This window comes from Peribacillus sp. NPDC096540 (genome assembly GCF_050278525.1).
GTDB lineage: Bacteria > Bacillota > Bacilli > Bacillales > DSM-1321 > Peribacillus.
Genome location: NZ_JBNNTG010000023.1, coordinates 64,323 through 80,438, shown reverse-complemented (window position 1 = coordinate 80,438; position 16,116 = coordinate 64,323). Strand labels below are relative to the sequence as shown.

The 16,116-nt window shown below is 38.4% G+C and carries 14 protein-coding genes; 6 read left to right on the top strand and 8 right to left on the bottom strand.

The window, feature by feature from the left end:
- Positions 1–149: 149 nt before the first annotated feature.
- Positions 150–578, bottom strand: coding sequence for a MarR family winged helix-turn-helix transcriptional regulator (locus tag ACQKMR_RS18785; RefSeq protein WP_427698664.1), 429 nt, complete (start codon positions 576–578; stop codon positions 150–152).
- Positions 579–701: 123 nt separating this feature from the next.
- On the opposite strand from ACQKMR_RS18785, the gene ACQKMR_RS18780 reads away from it, so the two are divergent.
- Positions 702–1,289 carry an NAD(P)H-dependent oxidoreductase gene (locus tag ACQKMR_RS18780; protein ID WP_427698663.1) on the top strand — a complete coding sequence of 196 codons (588 nt, stop codon included), beginning with the start codon at positions 702–704 and terminating at the stop codon, positions 1,287–1,289.
- 138 nt (positions 1,290–1,427) lie between these two features.
- Here ACQKMR_RS18780 and ACQKMR_RS18775 read toward each other — a convergent pair whose 3' ends face one another.
- From ACQKMR_RS18775 to nikC, 7 genes are all read right to left on the bottom strand, one after another.
- Complete coding sequence (locus ACQKMR_RS18775; RefSeq protein ID WP_427698662.1) at positions 1,428–2,756, bottom strand: sodium:solute symporter family transporter; 1,329 nt, start codon at positions 2,754–2,756, stop codon at positions 1,428–1,430.
- 3 nt (positions 2,757–2,759) lie between these two features.
- Positions 2,760–3,458 carry a response regulator transcription factor gene (locus tag ACQKMR_RS18770; RefSeq protein WP_427698661.1) on the bottom strand — a complete coding sequence of 233 codons (699 nt, stop codon included), beginning with the start codon at positions 3,456–3,458 and terminating at the stop codon, positions 2,760–2,762.
- Complete coding sequence (locus tag ACQKMR_RS18765; RefSeq protein WP_427698660.1) at positions 3,455–4,189, bottom strand: sensor histidine kinase; 735 nt, start codon at positions 4,187–4,189, stop codon at positions 3,455–3,457. The genes ACQKMR_RS18770 and ACQKMR_RS18765 overlap by 4 nt, the downstream gene beginning before the upstream one ends.
- 124 nt (positions 4,190–4,313) lie before the next feature.
- Positions 4,314–5,300 (bottom strand): ABC transporter ATP-binding protein, encoded by a 987-nt coding sequence (locus tag ACQKMR_RS18760; RefSeq protein ID WP_427698659.1) that lies wholly within the window; start codon positions 5,298–5,300, stop codon positions 4,314–4,316.
- Positions 5,301–5,302: 2 nt separating this feature from the next.
- Positions 5,303–6,325 carry an ABC transporter ATP-binding protein gene (locus ACQKMR_RS18755; protein ID WP_427698658.1) on the bottom strand — a complete coding sequence of 341 codons (1,023 nt, stop codon included), beginning with the start codon at positions 6,323–6,325 and terminating at the stop codon, positions 5,303–5,305.
- A 12-nt stretch (positions 6,326–6,337) separates the two neighbouring features.
- Positions 6,338–7,258 carry a nickel ABC transporter permease gene (gene nikB / locus ACQKMR_RS18750; protein WP_427698657.1) on the bottom strand — a complete coding sequence of 307 codons (921 nt, stop codon included), beginning with the start codon at positions 7,256–7,258 and terminating at the stop codon, positions 6,338–6,340.
- A gap of 12 nt (positions 7,259–7,270) precedes the next feature.
- The gene (gene nikC / locus ACQKMR_RS18745) at positions 7,271–8,173 is read right to left on the bottom strand and encodes a nickel transporter permease (protein WP_427698656.1); all 903 of its coding nucleotides are present in this window, start codon (positions 8,171–8,173) and stop codon (positions 7,271–7,273) included.
- Between the two features lie 207 nt (positions 8,174–8,380).
- Between nikC and ACQKMR_RS18740 the strand changes: the two genes are divergently transcribed.
- The 5 genes from ACQKMR_RS18740 to ACQKMR_RS18720 all read left to right on the top strand — a co-directional run bounded on the left by ACQKMR_RS18740 (position 8,381) and on the right by ACQKMR_RS18720 (position 16,108).
- On the top strand, positions 8,381–9,937 hold the full coding sequence (locus ACQKMR_RS18740) for a glutathione ABC transporter substrate-binding protein (RefSeq protein WP_427698655.1): 1,557 nt from the start codon (positions 8,381–8,383) through the stop codon (positions 9,935–9,937).
- 66 nt (positions 9,938–10,003) lie between these two features.
- Positions 10,004–11,512, top strand: a complete 1,509-nt coding sequence (locus tag ACQKMR_RS18735) for an amidohydrolase family protein (protein WP_427698654.1) — start codon at positions 10,004–10,006, stop codon at positions 11,510–11,512.
- 1 nt (position 11,513) lies between these two features.
- Positions 11,514–12,998, top strand: a complete 1,485-nt coding sequence (locus tag ACQKMR_RS18730; protein ID WP_427698653.1) for an amidohydrolase family protein — start codon at positions 11,514–11,516, stop codon at positions 12,996–12,998.
- A 129-nt stretch (positions 12,999–13,127) separates the two neighbouring features.
- Entirely contained in the window at positions 13,128–14,693 is a 1,566-nt protein-coding gene (locus ACQKMR_RS18725; RefSeq protein WP_427698652.1) for a glutathione ABC transporter substrate-binding protein, read from the top strand.
- 167 nt (positions 14,694–14,860) lie between these two features.
- Entirely contained in the window at positions 14,861–16,108 is a 1,248-nt protein-coding gene (locus ACQKMR_RS18720; RefSeq protein WP_427698684.1) for an amidohydrolase family protein, read from the top strand.
- Positions 16,109–16,116 lie beyond the last annotated feature (8 nt).

Below are 16,116 nucleotides of genomic sequence, written 5' to 3'. Positions count from 1 at the left end.
ATGCTGCCCTAGTGCATTTATTTGCTATTTTTCAAGCAAACTTCGGGTAAAAACGATTTTTGTAAATTGAATACTTCATACAAGAGCTCCCTCGATTGATCAGTTGTCAATTTCAATCGAGGGAGCTGCTTTTTTTGTATTCATGTCCATTAGTAAAATAGTTTTGTTTGAAGAATATCCATGGCACGCTCAATATCCTCTAAATCTTCTTTCGAAGCATTTTGCATTCGTCTTTGGAAACGAGATTCTACGACAGCAAAGGCTTCGTTCATCATGGTTTCCCCCTCTTTAGAAAGACGAATATATTGTTTTCGTCTATCTTCAGAATCACTTAATTTTTCGATTAAATTCTTTTCGCTTAACTTTTTCAGCTCACGACTCGTGTTTGGCATTGATATATGCTGACAGTCACTAATTTCACTTGGAGTGACAGGCTGACTGACTGTTATATATTCAAGAATGTTATATTGAACTGGCGTGATGGAATCAGATTTAGCATTTTGTGTTAATTCGTGTGTCACCTGATGAACGGAAGTTGTAAATGACACCCATTTATCAAAAAGAGCTTTTTTGTCCATAACTTTCACCTCTTACTGAGAAGATAACAAAAATATTATCATAATACAATTATCATTTGACAATAAAATTAAGTAAGTGTTATAGTTTTGTTATCAAATGATAAGTAAATAGGGGGATACGTCATGAACACGCTAGTCATTTACACATATCCTAATCACAAAAGTTTAAGTTATGCTTTTTTACAAAAAGTCATCAAAGGAAGTAATGAGAACCCAAACATAAAGGGGGTGCAGGTCTTAGATTTATATGAAGAGGGCTTTAATCCACTCCTGATGTTCAATGAGCATAAACGAAGGCGTGATATGCACCGTGATCCTCACCTTGAAAAATATAGAAAGCAAATTACTTGGGCTGACAAGATTGTCTTTGTCTATCCAATCTGGTGGGGGAGACCTCCAGCAATGCTTATGGGATATATTGATCAATTATTTGCTGCAAATTTTGCCTACAGGGATAAGAAGGGACTTCTACCAGAAGGACTTTTAAAAGGAAAGTCAGTTGTATGTGTTTCCACTATGAAGGGTCCTACAAAATATCCACTTCTCTGGTTAAATAATGCGCATAAAATATTGATGAAAAAAGCCTTATTTAATTTTGTGGGAATCAAAAAAGTGAAGTTTTTTGAATTTGGTAATATGGAAAGTCCAAGGGGAAAACAAACAAAAAAATTAGAAAAAGTTTATCGTTATTTCAAAAGAGTAGAACGCTAAGATATACGTCCGTTACTTTTTGCAATGTTAGTAGTGAAACCCCATTCATGTACTATATATGAATGGGGTCGTAGTATTTATACAGTATTTAATGTAAGTTAAATTATTGCACCGGATTCGAGGGATCTTACTTCGTAATTAATGCAGTTTAGTTTTAACAAATCTCCATTTAGTATTAATGAACTTAAGAATCGTATAAATTACTATAATGGTAAATGAAGCTAGCCCACTAAACCAAATGCTTTGAAAATCACTTACGTTTGGTTGAATAATGTATGAGACAACTATAACTAAGACCGCGCTTATTGGAATGAAATTTGCGACTTTCCCTTTACTAAATACGATTGTTAGAATTGGTGCCAGCAATGCTGAGTATATATTTCCAGAATAAAATAATAGCTCTAATAAGGTTGGAGAATTGAAGAGTGTAGCAACAAAAACCATTCCTCCAATCAAGATTGAAAGTAGATAGGCGATTCTTATTTTTTGCTGGTCACTTTTTTTATTTTGGAAAGGTTCTAAAATATTGGCTACAATTAAGCTTACTAATGAATGTAGAGAGGCACCGACTGTTGAGGTGATTGCACTAAACGCACATAATACGAAAAGAATAAAAATGAAAGGTGTCGTAATCTTATTAGCTAATCCAACTAAAATAGAATGTATATCAGTGAAACCACCTGTAAAGATAACCATAATAAAAAGAGATGAAAAGGATAATGGGAATATAATCCATATAAGACCAGATAAGGAAAATGTTAAGGGCACCTTTTTTATTTCTATCATAAATAGACGATGCCATGATGTGAGGTCAAAGAAAAACTGACCGAACCCTACTAGAAGCCCTGCAAAAAGAAAATTCCATAGATCATACTTATTGATTACTAGCATATATGGGTGATATAGACGGATCCCATCATAAACAGGTTGCATCCCCTCTTTGACGAAAAAGTATAATGGAATTAAGATAGCGGCGGCAAACATAAAAATGACTTGAAAAGCTGCGATTCCATGAATAAGTTTTAACCCGCCGAAGCCAGCAAAAAGAACACAAAAACAGAAAAAGAAGAACAAACCTACATATAGTGGCGTATCAAAAAGAAATTGACATAGGGTAGACGCTGCCATTCCCTGAATGAATAAAGTATGTAAACTAGTTAATACCAGAATCACTATCAATATCCAATATCCAAGGGGATCAAGCCTAGTTTTTAAATAGTCACCGATAGTCAATCCAACAGGGAAATCCTGTCGAACTCTCTTCCCGATAAAACTGAACATAAATAGAGCAATAGCTCCCATCAGAGCATAGCCAATTCCTCCGAAAACTCCATACTTTACCATGGATTCAGGAGATGATAATATCGTTGTACCTGTCACCCAACGTGCCAGAAGAGAGATAATTCCTAAGCCCATCCCAATTTGAATAGGGCCTTGTACGTATTCTTGAAATGAACGAGGGCGCAATGTTTATTTTCCTTTCTCACGGAACTCTTTGGGCGTTATTCCTTCTATCTTACGGAATAAAGTGCTGAAATAATGTTGACTATTAAAACCTGAGTTTTCAGCAACGTCTGATATGTTCCAACTCGTGTTATTGGTTAAAAATCGTTTAGCGGCTTGTATTCTATAATGTATTAAATATTCTGTAAAAGAAGAGCCGACTTCTTCGTGAAATTTCCTACTCAAATAGGTCGGGTTTGTATGCACTTCTCGAGCAATATCGGAAAGAGAGATTTTTTCAGCAAAATTGTCATGAATAAATGAAAGCGAATGATGAATTAGGCTTGAATAATCATGAGAAGAGTCACTTTTATTATACCTGGATAGAACTTTATGCAAATCACTTTCAATTACAGGTTTCGTTAAATAATCAACCACGCCTATTCTTATGGATTGTTGGGCATAATCGAAACTTTGATGTGCTGTAACCATTATTATTTCTACTTCTTTGTTTACCGCTCTCAGGTCTTCACCAAATTCAAGACCGGATCTCCCAGGAAGATTAATATCTAAAAATGCGATGTTTATTTTGAAATTTTGGTTGATGGTAAGTGCTTGGCAGGCATCAGCGGCTTTGTAAAACTTCCAAAAAGGGTATATAGACTGAATCATATATTCCATTTGTTCAAGTTCTAATGGTTCGTCATCAACTAATAAAACATTCATTCCGAGACTCCCTCCTCAACTCTCTTATCATAAACCAGAGGCCAAACTACCTTTACTTTAGTTCCTGACTCATTAGAAGAAATATTTATTTGTGCACGGTTACTAAAGTACAAATCTAAACGTTTTTGGATATTGTCTAAGCCATGGCCGCCTTTCTCTGTAAAAGAAGTGGTATTAACCATTAAACCATTATCTCTTACCTCTAAATATACCGTCTGGGAATCCTGATAGAATCGGATATGAAGAAGGGCTTCTCCCACTTTTTTTTCTAAACCGTGCTTAAACGAATTCTCAACTAAAGTCTGCAGAATGAAGGGTGGAACTAGTGCAATTAATAATTGGTCGGGGCACTCCATATCAATCTTAAGCCGATCACCAAAGCGAAGACTTTGAATATCTAGATAATGCTGAGTATACTGAATTTCTTGAGCTAGGGGAATTAATGGTTCAGATGCTTTATACTTGAATTTTAAGAATTGCGAAAATGCCTCTAAGGCACATATTAATTCCGCCGTTCTGTTTAAACGTGCCAAGCTTAATATGACATTTAGTGTATTAAACAAAAAATGAGGCTGAATTTGCTGGTTTAATTTATTATATTGGGCTTCTTGGAGTGCTTGTTCCAGGCGTATCTCTTTGTTTTTATTTTCAAGAAGATCAATTCTCTTCTCAAATACAAACAGAAATAAAAGAGCAATAGCTCCCATGATAGGAGCTAAAATAAAAAGCATGATTAATAATGTAAATCCCTCGTAACTAAGCATTGAGAACCTCTAATGATTATATTTTTATATAACTTTAATAATTCTGCTTATTAGTATCTTACTAAAGACTACTTCGGAAATCTATTACAATTTATGACACAATGTGACAAGCGACTTGATGATTTTGGGCAGAAATCTTTAATTCAGGTAACTGTGATTTGCAGATATCTATGGCAAAAGGACACCGTGTATGAAAGCGGCAGCCGCTTGGAGGATCAATAGGTGAGGGGACATCACCCGTTAATAGAATTCGTTCTCTTTCTTGCACTGGATTTGGTACTGGGATAGCAGATAGTAATGCCCGTGTATATGGGTGCTGCGGCTGTTCAAAAATGGACTTTTTGTCAGCAATTTCGACTATCTTTCCTAGGTACATGACCATTACACGATCCGAGATATGTCTAACCACACCTAAATCATGTGAAATAAAAAGAAAGGTAAGATCGAATTGTCGTTGTAATGATTTTAATAAATTTAGTACTTGCGCTTGTATAGAGACATCAAGTGCAGATACAGCTTCGTCACAAATGATCAATTTTGGATCTACTGCAAGTGCCCGTGCAATACCGATTCTCTGCCGCTGACCGCCGCTAAATTCGTGTGGGTATCTTTCCATGGATTCTGGTCTCAAGCCGACATGACCTAATAATTCTTCAATTCTGCTCTTTCGGTTTTCTTTAGGCACTACATTTTGTATGGCTAAAGCTTCTCCGAGAATTTGTCCTATAGTCTGTCTAGGATTAAGAGAGGCAAATGGATCCTGAAAAATAACTTGCAAATCCTTCCTTGTACTCCTCATTTCTTTTTTTCCCAAACTTAGTAAATCCCTATCCTGAAAGTGTATACTCCCACTTGTAGGTTCATCTAATCGAAGAATGGCCCGTCCAGTTGTTGATTTACCGCAGCCAGATTCACCAACTATGCTCAAGGTTTCTCCCTGATAGATATTAAAGCTAATGTCATCAACAGCTTTTACATGATTAATAGTTCTCCCGAAAAACCCACCCTTAATTGGGAAATATTGCTTTAATTGATTTACTTTTAGCAGAACCTTTTTCTCTGCAACGGGTAATACCATTATTAAACCCCTACTTTCTCTTGAACGTCATATTCTTTCTCCCATTGGGGGGTAAACATCCAACAGCTGACCTGGGTATTTGGGCCGGTTGATTGGAGTTCCGGTATAGCCTGTTCACAAATTTTCTTAGCATGCGCACAACGGGGTGCAAAGCTGCAGCCCTTGGGCATATTGTACGGACTTGGAACAGTCCCAGGTATGGTAGTTAACTCTTCCTGATCCATGTCGAGACGTGGAAGGGAGTTTAATAAACCAATCGTGTATGGATGTTTAGGATTTGTGAATATTTCTTTTGCTAGTGTATATTCAACAATTTTTCCTGCGTACATGACAGCTACTCGGTCACACGTTTCATATACGACCCCTAAATCATGAGTAATCAAAATGACAGCCGTACCGAAATCCTTTTGCAGAGTTTTAATTAGCTCTAAAATTTGAGCTTGAATCGTCACATCAAGGGCTGTTGTAGGTTCATCCGCTATTAATACCTCAGGGTGGCATGCAAGTGCCATTGCAATCATGACCCTTTGTCTCATTCCACCGCTTAGTTCATGCGGTTCTTGTTTAGCCCTTTTTTCAGGAGAGGGGATTCCGACAAGACGAAGCATGTCAACTGCTTTGTTCCAAGCTTCTTTTTTTCCTAGCTTTTGATGAAGTCGGATAGCTTCTGCAATTTGCTCACCCGCTGAATAAACGGGATTTAATGATGTCATTGGCTCCTGAAAAATCATAGAAATTTCATTACCACGTATGGATCGCATTTGTTTTTCAGTCTTTGTAAGTAGATCCTCGCCTTTAAAAAGGATGCTGCCCCCGGTAATTTTTCCGGGAGGGGATTGAATTAACCTTAATAGTGATAAGGAGGTAATACTTTTACCACTCCCCGATTCCCCCACAATTCCAAGAGTTTCCCCTTTGTTTAGGGTGAAACTGATACCATTAACTGCTTTACTCGTTCCTTCATCAGTAAAAAAGTAGGTCTGCAGATTTTTAACTTCCAGTATTTTTTCTTCAAACTGTTTCATCTTAGTACCTCCCTAATTTAAGTCTATTCGCTTGTTAAAGTATCGATAGAGGACATCTACAGCTAAATTCATAAATACAAAGATTACAGATGCAATAAGGACCCCGCCTTGAACCAGTGGTAAATCTCTCGTTCTAATGGCATCAACTATTAATCTTCCAAGTCCATTGATAGCAAATACGGATTCTGTTAATACGGTTCCGCCGAGGAGTGCACCGAACTGAAGACCAACGACTGTAATAACAGGGATAAGCGCATTTTTTAGACCGTGCTTATAAATAATGACATGTTCTTTTAATCCCTTGGCTTTTGCTGTACGAATATAGTCCTGGCGAACAACTTCGAGCATACTTGACCTGGTCATTCTGGCTACAATTGCAGCTCCTCCCGCCCCGAGGGTGATGGCTGGGAGAATCATGTGTCTAATAGTTCCCCAACCTGATACAGGAAACCACTGAAGGTTAACGGAAAAAAAGTAGATAAGCATTAGACCTAACCAAAAACTAGGTAAGGAGATTCCTAATAAAGCAACGATCATGATAGAAATGTCTGCTGCTGAGTATTGCTTAGTCGCTGAGATAATTCCAGCCACCATTCCAAGGACAACGGTTATAAAAATACTTGCAAGGGCAAGTTCTAGGGTGATTGGCAAGCGGACCAAAATCTCGTCCAAAACAGGGCGGCTACTACGAAGTGATTCTCCAAAATCACCTTGTACAGCATGGATCACATAGTCAAAGTACTGATAGAGGATTGGACGATCCAAGCCAAGCTGATGTCGAATCATTTCTATCGTTTCTTTAGTTGCTCCTTCACCTGCAAGCAGGGTTGCCGGGTCTCCGGGAACCATCTGCATGATGAGAAAAACTACAAGACTTACTCCTAGTAATACCGGTATGGTTTGCAAAATTCGCCGGACAATAAATACAAACATTTTCTCTCCTCCTTATTTTTTCATTCTTGGGTCTAGGGCATCTCTTAGTCCATCCCCGAAGACGTTGAATCCTAGTACAAGTGTTGATATAGCGATTCCTGGAAACAAGGCGATGTGAGGGGCACTGAACAAATAATCTCGTCCGCTGCTTAACATAGCTCCCCATTCTGGAGAAGGAGGCTGAGCTCCTAGCCCTAGGAATGACAAGCCGGCTGCCGATAGAATGGCTGTAGCTAGACGTAATGTAGCTTGAACAATGACAGGTGAAAGAATATTAGGGAAAATGTGTTTGAAAATAATCGTGAAGTCAGTGGCTCCTAATGCACGAATGGCATCAATATATTCAAGCTTCCTGACTGAAAGTGTGGAACCCCGTACAATTCGTGCAAACATAGGAATTGAAAAGACACCAACTGCTACCATTACGTTAATTAAACTTGGCCCTAGAGCACTTATAATAGCAAGGGCCAGCAATATTCCTGGGAAAGCAAGTAGAACATCAACAATCCTCATAATGACGGTATCAATCCATTTTCCATAATAGCCTGCTGTTAATCCTAAGAGTATGCCAATAAGCGCCCCGAAGAATACAGAGACAAATCCAACAGTTAATGAAAGACGGGTTCCATATAATAATCTGCTTAAAATATCTCTTCCCTTATCATCTGTTCCCATCCAATGATCTGCTGTGGGAGGCTGGAGTTTGTTGACTAAATCAATTTCATAGGGATCCTGTGGTGAAATTAAAGGTGCAAAAATGGCTAATAAAATATAAAAAATTACGATATATCCGCCTACCAATGCCAATTTATTTCTCTTAAACTTTTTATAAAAGACTTTCCAGTGTTGTAGTTTTGAAGATTTTTTTTTGTTTACATTCAATTCGGTACTATTGATAACGACCTCTGGCTTCATGGCACTTCCTCCTTTTCTTTCATTAAATTTATTCAAAATAGGTATTGAAGTAAATATGATGCGGAAAAGCAGTAAAGATAATAAAAAAATGAGTAAAGATTCTGAAAATATAAAATTTTGTTTTTTTTTATAATTTGATTATGCCCAATGTACTATAGTTAAAAGTTACTTGGAAAACAAAGGGAATAATGAAAAGGAGGAAAAATAATGAGAAAAGGTATGGTTGGATTACTATTTGCATCGTTATTAGGTATCTCATCGGTTTTATCTGGATGTACATCAGATCAAACCAGCAGCAAGGAACCAGAAAGAGAAGCGAAAGAAGGGGGAACATTAGTCGTCGCCCGTCTGTCTGATGCAACTACCCTTGACCCCCATTTCATTACAGACATTCCTTCAGCAAATGTTGTATATGAAAAGGTTTATGAAACATTGGCTGTTCCCGACAAAAACATGGAACCACAACCTCTGCTCGCAAAAGAATGGAAACAGCTCGATGAGGTAACGTGGGAGTTTAAACTGCGTGAGGGAGTGAAATTCCATGATGGAGCACCATTCAACGCTGAAGCGGTAAAAACTAATTTTGACAGATTACTAGATCCCAAAACAGCTTCTCCACAGGCTGGTAAATTGGAAATGATCAAAGAAATCAAAGTAGTTGATGAAACGACTGTACAATTTAAACTGAAATACCCTTATGCTCCACTATTATCCATATTAGTAAGTAATGAAGGCAGCATTTTAAGTCCAAAAGCCATTACAGAAAATAGTGATAAACTTGGCCAAAATCCTGTTGGCACAGGACCATTTGTTTTTAAATCTTGGAAGTCAGGGGAAGAGATTGCTCTCTCAAAAAATAAGAACTACTGGGGAGATAAACCTAAGATTGATGGGGTAGTATTCAAGGTTGTCCCTGAAGATGCTACGAGAATTGCGATGGTTGAAACAGGTGAAGCACATGTGACTGATCAAGTACCCGTGACTGAGATTGATAGAATTGAAGCATCAGAAACAATGGATTTATATCGCACAGATGGACTTGCTGTTGAATACCTAAGCTTTAATGTTAAGAATAAGCCATTCGATGATGTACGTGTTCGTAAAGCGGTCGCGCATGCGATTGAGGTCGACTCTATTATTAAAGGAGTTTATAACGATGTTGGTACGAAGGCTAATTCCACAATGAGCCCGAAGGTTTTTGGATATGATCCAAATATAAAAGGATACGACTATGATATAAATGAATCGAAAAAGCTATTGAAGGAAGCCGGAATTAAGGATGGCTTGGAGATTACATTAACAACGAGTGATCGTAAGGAAAGAATAAACATGGCAGAGGTAATTCAATCCCAGTTAAAAGGAATTGGAATTAAGGTCAAAATTCAAGTTCTTGAATATGGGGCTTATATTGACGCGACTGCTAAGGGTGAACATCAGGTTTCAATAGGTGGTTGGGGCAATGCTACGGGAGATGGAGATTATAATCAATTCAATCTTTTTGATAGCAAATCCCAAGGTGCTGCTGGAAATAGTTCATTCTACAGTAATCCTGAAGTGGATAAATTGATTGAAACAGCTCGTAAAGAATCAGATGGCGATAAACGTAAGGAACTATATTCGAAAGCACAAGAAATTGAAAGAGAAGAAGTGCCATATGTTCCAATCCGTAACTATGAACATCTAGCCGTTTATGGAGAAACTGTTAAAGGGCTTTGGCTGAATCCAGCAAATTATTTAATGCTTGATGACATAACTGTGCAGTAGAGAATTTATCAAAAAGGGCAGACAGCATACGGCCGTTATGCTGTCTTCTCAATTAGGAGGGAAAATATGATTGATTTGCTGCTAATTCATGGGACCGTGATAACCATGGATCGAAACAGACGAATTCTTCAAGATGGTGCCATCGCCATAAATCAAGGGAGAATTTTAGACGTTGATTTAACAGAAAAACTGAAAACGAAGTATGAGGCAATAAAAGTTATTGATTGTAGCCATCAGTGTATATTGCCAGGATTAATAGATGTTCATGGTCATGGGGGACATTCTATGTTTAAAACAATTGCGATGGAGAATATTGATTTTTGGATGCCCATTATGACAAATACGTATAAGCATTTTGTAACAGATGACTTTTGGTACTACGAAGGAAAGCTCTCCTCTCTAGAGAGATTAAAGGCTGGCGTGACAACAGGTGTAAGTGTTTTAGGTTCCATGCCACGATCCGATGATCCGATTTTCGCAATAAATCACGCGAAAGCGTACGCTGAAGTAGGTGTTAGAGAGGTTGTCTGCACGGGTCCTTGCAACCCTCCATGGCCTCATTCATTCAGCCGATGGATTGACGGAAAAAGAATTGTAAAGGAAGTTTCTTATGAAGAGGTATTAAAGGGGGCAGAAGCTGTAATCGAAGCGCTGAATCATGCAAATGAAGACCGCACGAGAGCCTTTATTACACCATTTGTCATTGTTACGTCCGTTGATCCATCCAATCCCACATCTCCTGACAGGCTTTATGGGTTAAATAATCATGATCTTTATCAAGCGAAGAAAATTAGAGAAATTGCCAAGAAATATGACACAAGGATACACTCTGATGCGTTTGGTGGGATGATTCATTTAGCGATACAGGATAAGGAAAATGCCCTGTTGGGTCCCGATGTCCATTTACAGCATTGTCGCGGTATTTCCTTTGATGAGGCAAGGATACTAGCAGAAACAGGTACTAATGTTAGTGCATCACCTGGATTTGGGCAGGTTCTTGCGCGTACCCCCATAACTGAATTACTAGAAATGGGTGCAACTGTAGCCATCTCTACAGATGGGACTTCCCCTTCTACAAGTTTTGATATGTTTCAGGCAATGAGGAAAACACAGTTTGTTCACCAAGCAGCACTTAGAGACTATTATTATTTACCCCCTGGCAAACTATTAGAAATGATTACGATAGATGCTGCGAAATGCATTGGCTGGGATGATGAAATAGGCTCCCTCGAGATTGGGAAAAAAGCGGATGTTATCACAGTCAATCTGCATCAGCCGCATCTGGCTCCTGAATTCATGCATGTTCATAGACTTGTATTTCAAGCAGTGGCGAATGATGTGGAGCATGTCATCGTCGATGGAAAATTAATTATGGAAGGGCGAAATGTACGAACAGTTCATGAAAGTACAGTACTAAATGAGGCAAATGAAGAGGCGTTTTCAACGATAAAGCGTGCAGGACTCGAAAAATATATGCAGCCGACGAAATATTTCTGGGGACATGCCCGTGCATATGTAGATGAAAAGAGATATGACGAACGAGAAAACACTGCTGCTATGTGGAAAGGAGAATAGGATGAAAACCAAACTTAAAGGAAGATACGTAATTGGTTATGATGGATGCGACCACGTCATTTTGGAAAATGCAGAGATCGTTTATGAAAAAGACACGATTGTGTATGTTGGAGAAAATTATACTGAAGAAGTGGCTGAGGTGATAGACGCTGGTAACGCTATCATTAGTCCTGGGTTTATTGATTTAAATGCATTAGGGGACATTGACCATGATATTTTACATTTAGAAGCTGGTTCTAATAGACAGAAAAACCTTCTCTGGTCAGAGCAATATATAGAAAGGGGACATCATGAATTAATGACCGAGGAAGAAGAATCCTTTAAATCTTTATATGCTTATTCACAGCTCATTCTTCATGGGGTAACAACAGCCATGCCTATTACTTCTGTGTTTTATAAAGGCTGGGCTGAAACCTATGAAGAATTAGCATCTGCAGCGAAACATGCGGCTAGCTTAGGGTTAAGAATTTATCTAGGACCCAGTTATCAATCCGGGATTAGAGTCGTCCAGCCTGTTGGAAATATAAAACTGCACTGGGATGAAAAAGCGGGGGAAGCTGGATTACAGAAAGCTGTAGAGTTTGTTGAAAAATTCGATGGAGCCTTTGAAGGATTGGTTAGAGGGATGCTTGCCCCAGAACGTATCGAGTCTCAAACTGCAGTTAATTTGCTGCAGACAAAATATTACAGTGAAAAATTAGGGGTTCCCATAAAGCTTCATGCTGCACAAGGAAGTTTTGAATTCAACACCATATTGGAAGAACATGGTGTAACACCTATTAGGTATTTGTACGATCTTGGTTTTCTAGGTCCAAAAACAGGGATACCGCATGCCCATTTTGTGTCAGGATATAGTGAAGCGAGATACGGCAAGGGTGATGACTTAGCACTTCTAAAAGAAACAAATACAACCGTGATTCATTGCCCTTTAATCATTGGGAGGCATGGTTCAGCGTTAGAATCCTTTGCTAAATATAAAAGGGCAGGAATAAATATAGCGCTTGGAACAGATACCTTCCCTCCAGATATGTTTCAGAATGTTAGGACAGGGAGCATGCTCTCACGGCTAGTGGAAAAAGAGGTTGAAGACTCTACATTTGCAGACTTCTTTCGGTCAGTCACTCTTGGTGCAGCTACTTTCCTAGGGAGGAACGACCTCGGCCGTATTGCTGTAGGTGCAAAAGCAGATATTATTGCGATTGACTTAGACAGTTTTCATATGGGCGTAATAGATGATCCCATTCGAACCATGTTCGTTAGCGGATCTGGAAGAGACGTTAAATTATCTATCATTAATGGCAGGAAAGTCATGGAAAATCAAAATATACCTAATCTTGATTTGGAAGAAATCAAATACAAGGGACAAAAATATTTTAACAAGATGAGAAGAGGATATATGGAAAGAGATTTTCAGCAGCTTCCAGAGAAGGAATTGTTTCAGCCGTCGTTTAAGGTAGTAGAATCGATAGATAATACAGAAGCATGATCATCATTTAACTAAAACAAGTAAAGAAAATGAAAAATATAGTAAAGATTTTCAAAATTAATATTCAGAATATTTCCTATAATTAGATAAAAGATCGGGAAACAAAATAAAAGCAGGAGGTCGAAGCCCATGGGGTTAAAACGGGGGATAGGGAATTTTTTTCTAGTCATAATTGTGGCTATCGTAATTACTGGCTGTTCTTCTAATAATGACGTAAGCACAAAAGCAAGTGACCCGAGCAAAGCATCAAAGGAAGGGGGTAACTTAGTTATTGCCCGTTTATCAGATGCTGAGAATTTGGACCAGCAATTTATGTCCACGATTAATGCTGCTAGTGTTACTCATCATAAAATCTATGAGGGGCTTGTGCAACGAGATAAAAATAGTGAGATACAGCCTATGCTAGCAGAAAAATGGAACCAGATAAATGATACAACCTGGGAATTTAAGCTTAGGCATGATGTGAAGTTTCATGATGGCACACCATTTAATGCGGATGCAGTAAAAAAGACGTTTGACAGACTATTAGATCCGAATGTCGCTTCTCCTAGAGCCGTAGTATTCGATATGGTAAAAGAAGTGAAACCAGTTGATGAATATACTGTGCAATTCATTCTAAAGGAACCTTTTTCCCCACTGCTCTCTATCTTAGCGAATCATGAAGGCGGGATTATTAGTCCAAAAACTATTGAAAAGTACGGAAAAAAAATTATCCAAGAACCGAATGGAACCGGTCCTTTTGTTTTTGATTCATGGTCACCAGGCCAAGAAATTACATTGATGAAAAACAAAAATTATTGGGGAGACAAGCCAAAGGTGGACAAAGTTATCTTCAAGGTTGTCCCAGAAGACTCTACAAGAATATCCATGATAGAAACGGGAGAAGCGCATATTGCAGAACCTCTTCCTGTAGCTGTCATGGACCAGGTAGAATCCTCAGCGGCTATGGATGTTTACCGCAATGAAGGGTATGGTACCGAATATATAGGATTTAATGTCAATAAAGAACCGTTTAATGATGTCCGTGTCCGTAAAGCTATAGCCCATGCAATTGAAATGGATTCCATTATTAAGGGTGTCTTTAATAATGTGGGGGTAAAGGCAAATTCCTTAATGGGATCTAAGGTATTCGGGTACGACGCTGATCTAAAAACCTATGATTACAATCTTAAAGAAGCCAAGAAATTGATGGCTGATGCTGGTTATTCTAAAGGTCTTGATGCAACTATTCTAACAATGGATAGTAAAGAAAGAGTTAATTTGGCAGAAGTACTTCAATCCCAGTTAAAAGGTATCGGGATTCATTTGAAGGTTCAGGTCATGGAGTACGGTTCGTTCGTCGAACAAGTAAATAAAGGGCAATCGGAAATGTTTATAATCAGTTGGAGAAATGCAACCGGAGATGCTGATTATAATCAATATAATCTTTTTCATACGGATTCACAGGGAGCGGCTGGAAATACCTTCTTTTACAGCAATCCGAAGGTTGATCATTTAATAAATGCTGCTCGTAAAGAAAAAGAGGAAGAAAAACGTAAAGATCTATACGCAGAGGCACAAGAGCTTGAGCTGAGTGATACTCCATATATTCCTGTTAGGGTCATTGAAAATGTTGCTGCAGTCTCGAAAGAAGTAAAAGGGTTTTCAATCAGTCCTTCAGGCTATCTAGAGATTAATGACATAACAATAAAGTGATTATTATATAGGAAGAAAAAGTTCATCCAGTTCAGGATGAACTTTTTCATTGGCGCAAAAAGTAAAAATAACATAAAAATGAGTAAAAATCCTGAATTTATATAATGTCATTTAGAATTTATAATGAAATAGATGCATGTTCAATCTGGAGTGGAAGGGTGAGTTTAATGTCACAATCGTATTGGCTAACGAATGTACGTTTAGAAAATGGATTTACTTATAATGAAAATGAAACGATTACTGGTACCGCAACCGGAAATTACCACATTAGGATTGAAAAAGGAAAAATTTCTTCTATTATACTAGCAAATGAATCTATAACAGATCAAAACCCACAATATGATGTACGTGGCCTTCTGATGGTCCCTTCGTTTAAAGAAATGCATATTCATATTGATAAAACGTACTATGGTGGTCCTTGGAAGGCTTGTATGCCAGCAATTAATGGTGTGAAAACCAGGATAGAAGAAGAACAGGTATTACTACCTAAATTATTGCCGACTGCCAAAGAAAGAGCAGAAAAAATGTTGGATTTATTATTGAACTTCGGATCTACTCATATACGCACCCATTGTAATGTAGACCCCGTTATAGGCTTGAAAAATTTAGAGGCAGCATTACAAGCGCTAGAAGGATATAAAGATAAATTAACTTATGAAATAGTCGCATTTCCACAGCATGGACTATTACGCAGTAACTCCGTAGGACTAATTAGGGAGGCCATGAAGAATGGGGCGAATCTTGTAGGTGGAGTGGACCCTGCCTCCATTGATGAAAATATTGAACGGTCTCTTGAAACAATCATGGATATTGCCGTTGAATCGAATTCCGATATTGATGTACATTTACATGATCCAGATCAGCTTGGACTCTTTACTATGCAGCGCCTTGCTTCTATAACGGAAGACGCGGGATGGCAAGGACGAGTGACGGTGAGCCACGCCAGCGGTTTGGCCGATCTATCAGTTTCAGAGGCAACAAGTATAGCCGAAAGGTTTTCGGAATTAGGAATATCCATTACATCCACAGTACCTATTTTCAGAACGATCCCTATCCCTCTGTTACATGAAAAAGGCGTAAAAGTTGAATTGGGTAATGATAGCATTACTGATCATTGGACACCCTTTGGTATCGGGGACAATCTTGAAAAGGTCGGTCGCCTTGCAGAGAGATTTCGCATGATTGAAGAAAAATCTTTAGCGAGAAGCCTACAATTCATTACAGGAGGAAAGACTCCATTAAACCAAGAAGGAGTCAAGACATGGCCTAATATAGGGGATGAAGCGAATATAGTTCTGGTTGAAGCCAACTGTTCAGCAGAGGCGGTGGCTAGAAGGTCAAAACGTGCCGCCGTCATCTTCAGAGGTAATGTTGTAAGTGGATCTATTTCATCCTTTGAAACGACAGGTGTCTAAACTTCTAT

What these genes read in the sequence shown, in the direction of transcription:
- ACQKMR_RS18780 (WP_427698663.1), top strand. Translation starts at nt 702, where the DNA reads ATGAACACGCTAGTCATTTACACATATCCTAATCACAAAAGTTTAAGT.
- ACQKMR_RS18725 (WP_427698652.1), top strand. Translation starts at nt 13,128, where the DNA reads ATGGGGTTAAAACGGGGGATAGGGAATTTTTTTCTAGTCATAATTGTG.
- nikC (WP_427698656.1), bottom strand. Translation starts at nt 8,173, where the DNA reads ATGAAGCCAGAGGTCGTTATCAATAGTACCGAATTGAATGTAAACAAA.
- ACQKMR_RS18770 (WP_427698661.1), bottom strand. Translation starts at nt 3,458, where the DNA reads ATGAATGTTTTATTAGTTGATGACGAACCATTAGAACTTGAACAAATG.
- ACQKMR_RS18740 (WP_427698655.1), top strand. Translation starts at nt 8,381, where the DNA reads ATGAGAAAAGGTATGGTTGGATTACTATTTGCATCGTTATTAGGTATC.
- ACQKMR_RS18720 (WP_427698684.1), top strand. Translation starts at nt 14,861, where the DNA reads ATGTCACAATCGTATTGGCTAACGAATGTACGTTTAGAAAATGGATTT.
- ACQKMR_RS18765 (WP_427698660.1), bottom strand. Translation starts at nt 4,189, where the DNA reads ATGCTTTTTATTTTAGCTCCTATCATGGGAGCTATTGCTCTTTTATTT.
- ACQKMR_RS18760 (WP_427698659.1), bottom strand. Translation starts at nt 5,300, where the DNA reads ATGGTATTACCCGTTGCAGAGAAAAAGGTTCTGCTAAAAGTAAATCAA.
- ACQKMR_RS18735 (WP_427698654.1), top strand. Translation starts at nt 10,004, where the DNA reads ATGATTGATTTGCTGCTAATTCATGGGACCGTGATAACCATGGATCGA.
- ACQKMR_RS18785 (WP_427698664.1), bottom strand. Translation starts at nt 578, where the DNA reads ATGGACAAAAAAGCTCTTTTTGATAAATGGGTGTCATTTACAACTTCC.
- ACQKMR_RS18755 (WP_427698658.1), bottom strand. Translation starts at nt 6,325, where the DNA reads ATGAAACAGTTTGAAGAAAAAATACTGGAAGTTAAAAATCTGCAGACC.
- ACQKMR_RS18730 (WP_427698653.1), top strand. Translation starts at nt 11,514, where the DNA reads ATGAAAACCAAACTTAAAGGAAGATACGTAATTGGTTATGATGGATGC.
- nikB (WP_427698657.1), bottom strand. Translation starts at nt 7,258, where the DNA reads ATGTTTGTATTTATTGTCCGGCGAATTTTGCAAACCATACCGGTATTA.